Source organism: Bartonella sp. AA78NXGY (assembly GCF_042197005.1).
Lineage (GTDB): Bacteria > Pseudomonadota > Alphaproteobacteria > Rhizobiales > Rhizobiaceae > Bartonella.
In genome coordinates this window covers 1-3,012 of record NZ_JBHIRI010000047.1, presented here as the reverse complement: position 1 = coordinate 3,012, position 3,012 = coordinate 1, and the positions used below count along the sequence as shown (strand labels likewise).

Sequence of the window (3,012 nt, the reverse complement as noted above, 5' to 3'; positions counted from 1 at the left end):
ATGTATTAACCATTGACGGGCTAAACAGTTTTGTTTAGAGGTTTTTCCATAGAAATGTGGGGGAGAGATCTTCAGCAGTTAAAATAAAGTGGTTTTTGTAAAATAAAGCAGTTTTTGGGTGTCACTTTTTGGGTCACAGAGGCATGTGCTTTTGTTAAAAGCGTTATAGGGCAGTGGCTGTTTTGAGTGGATTTATTAGCGGTTCCATGAAGTTCTTTTAAATCATGCTTCATGAATAGTGCAAAGCGGGGGCAATCTGTATTGTTTTGTGTATTTTTACGCCAAAGTTCTCTTTTGAGAATTTTTCGTGCCATTGTTGTTTTCTTTGGCTTGTTTACAGGTGTAAATGTTTATGCGCGCTCCTCAGCTATTTTTCATTCCCCAACAGATAATTTTTCTCGTAGGTATTCAGAAAAGCAGCAATTAGAAAGAATTGAGAAATTACGCGCTTTAACGCCTAAAAGGATAAAGACGCCTTCAGAGCAAAATCCAGAAACGCTTTTGGGTGGGAAGCAATGTTTTCCAATTCATGCTGTTGTTGTTGAGGGAGTGCACCATGTCAAAAAGCGCTCTATATCAGCCGTAACAGAGCCTTATGTTGGAAGATGTATTGGTCTTTTTGATATTCAGCTCTTAATCAAGAAGTTAACCAAAGTTTATTTGGATCAAGGCTATGTAACGGCGCGTTTTTATATTCCTGATCAAGATATCAAAAACAGCAAGACGCTCAAATTTGTTGTCGTTGAGGGCAAGCTTTCAGAGATTTACTATAATGGTTCACCGGCATCTCGTTATAACAATGTTGTGTGGAGTGCTTTTCCTGGGCTTCAAGGTCATGTTCTGAACATGCGCGATATTGAACAGGGGCTTGATCAGATCAACCGTTTGAGTTCAGCACATGCTCAAAGCGAACTTCTTCCAGGGCGTGAAGAAGGGAGCACCATTGTCAATATTAACAATCATCCCGATAAAACGTTCAAGGTTACTGTTTCTCATGACAATATGGGACAAGCCTCTACGGGTTATGCGCGTTATAGTGCGGGCTTGAGGGTAGAAAATATTTTAGGGATGAATGATGCGTGGGATTTTAACTATCAGCGCAGTCAGACAGATTATTGGGGTGGGAGCAAGCAAGAAGGACATAGCAATAACATTTCAGCGAGTGTGAGTATTCCATATGGTTATTGGACCTTTGGATTGAATGGCACTGTTTATAATTACCAAAGCATAATCCCTGGCAATTTTACCGATATTGAGACGACGGGGGATTCCAGTGAGTTGCACGCCAGTACAAGCAGGGTTCTTTACCGTGATAGTGTTTCCCTTACAACCTTGAATTTAGGTCTTTCTTATAAAAGAACCAACAATTACCTTCTTGGCAATAAGATTGAAGTGGGCAGCCGTCAATATAGCGTCGCCAATTTTGGCATTTCGCATTCGCGCCAGATGTTGGGGGGGACTTGGACCTTTGATGTGAGTTATTTGCAAGGTCTTCCCTTGTTTCATTCAGTAAAGAAACATGCGCCAGGAGCAGGGGATGCGGAGCCACAATTTGCCAAATTTACCGGTACGCTTAGTGTCATGACGCCTTTTAAGATAGGGGGCTTGGACTTTATACTGAGCAATCTTTTGAGTGGTCAATATTCACCGCATAATTTATTGGGAGCTGAACAGATTTCGTTGGGGGGCGCTTCCAATGTTCGTGGTACGCGTGAGAGTTTGCTTTTTGGCAATAACGGTTTTTTTAGCCGGAATGATTTGTTGCTACGCACCATTCCGTGGAGCAATCACGCGACCTTCAAAAAGGTTTTTGGTGAACTTCGCCCTTATGTTGGTTTGGATTATGGGCGTGTGTTTTCGCAAGTTTTGTATGGGATTAAGAGTGATCAGCTTGCCGGTTGGACAGCAGGTGTCAAGCTTGCGGGAGGCATGGTCTCTCTTGATGCCAGTTATTCCAGTATTTTTTGGAGCACAGTTAAGCACAAAAAATCAGGAACATTTTTTATGACATTAACAATGGAACTTTAAGCATTTTTTATTGGGGAGTTAACGTATGAGATATGAGAAGAGAGCAGAAAGAGCAGCTTTATTAGGTGTTTTAGTCTCCAGTACGATGCTCAAAAAGGTTTTATTTGGGGGACTTGGTTTTTCTTGTTTGTTAGCCCCTTCAGCGTTACAGGCGCAAATTACTGTGGATCCTAACGCGAATGCCGCCCATCGTCCAGATATAGTCGCAGCGCCCAATGGGGTTCCCTCGATTGATATTGTTACCCCCAATGGCAAGGGCTTATCGCACAATAAATATAACGATTTTAATATTGGAAATCCGGGTGTGATTTGGAACAATCATGCGCAAGAAGTAGGGCAATCGCAGTTGGGGGGCATTATGCCGGGCAATCCGCATTTGCGCCTCACGGGTTCGGCGAAAGTGATTTTAAATGAAGTGACCAGCAGCAAGCGCAGTGCGCTTCATGGTCCAGGAGAGGTTTTTGGGAGCCCCGCCGATGTGATTATAGCCAATCCCAATGGGATAAGCTGTGATGGTTGTGGCTTTATCAATACGCCCCATGCGACCTTAACCACAGGTGTACCCGAAATTGATGCGAGCGGTTTTTTGAAAGGCTTTGAGGTGCGAGGTGGGGATATTACCTTTGGTGCTAAGGGAGCCAATTTTTTCTCTGGTCAAGGAGCGGTTGATATTGTCGATATTGTCTCACGCACAGTGCATTTTGAAGGAGCTGTTGCGGGCAAGGAGATTGGTGTGACAGCAGGGACAGGTCACTTTGATTATGCTTCACGGGAAATGAAAGAACTGACCGATATTACCGGTAAACCGGAATATGCGATAGATGGTTCTGCTTTGGGGGCTCTACAGGCGGATCAGATTAAACTTGTGGCAACAGAAAAAGGTGTTGGTGTTCGTATGCGCCATGATATGGCAGCCAATGCGGGGCAGTTGCATCTTTCTGCTGACGGGAAAATCTCGTTGAAGAATGTTTTTGGTCATGGGGG

2 protein-coding genes are annotated in these 3,012 nt (G+C 43.7%); both read left to right on the top strand.

Annotated elements, in window-relative coordinates; all coding sequences use genetic code 11:
* The first annotated feature begins 231 nt into the window (after window positions 1-231).
* A complete protein-coding gene (locus ACFINL_RS09455; RefSeq protein ID WP_375651467.1) occupies window positions 232-2,028 on the top strand; it encodes a ShlB/FhaC/HecB family hemolysin secretion/activation protein in 1,797 nt (598 codons plus the stop codon).
* A gap of 25 nt (window positions 2,029-2,053) precedes the next feature.
* A partial coding sequence (locus ACFINL_RS09450) for a filamentous hemagglutinin N-terminal domain-containing protein (RefSeq protein WP_375651466.1) occupies window positions 2,054-3,012 on the top strand: 959 nt, incomplete at its 3' end.

What these genes read in the sequence shown, in the direction of transcription:
- ACFINL_RS09455 (WP_375651467.1), top strand. Translation starts at nt 232, where the DNA reads ATGAATAGTGCAAAGCGGGGGCAATCTGTATTGTTTTGTGTATTTTTA.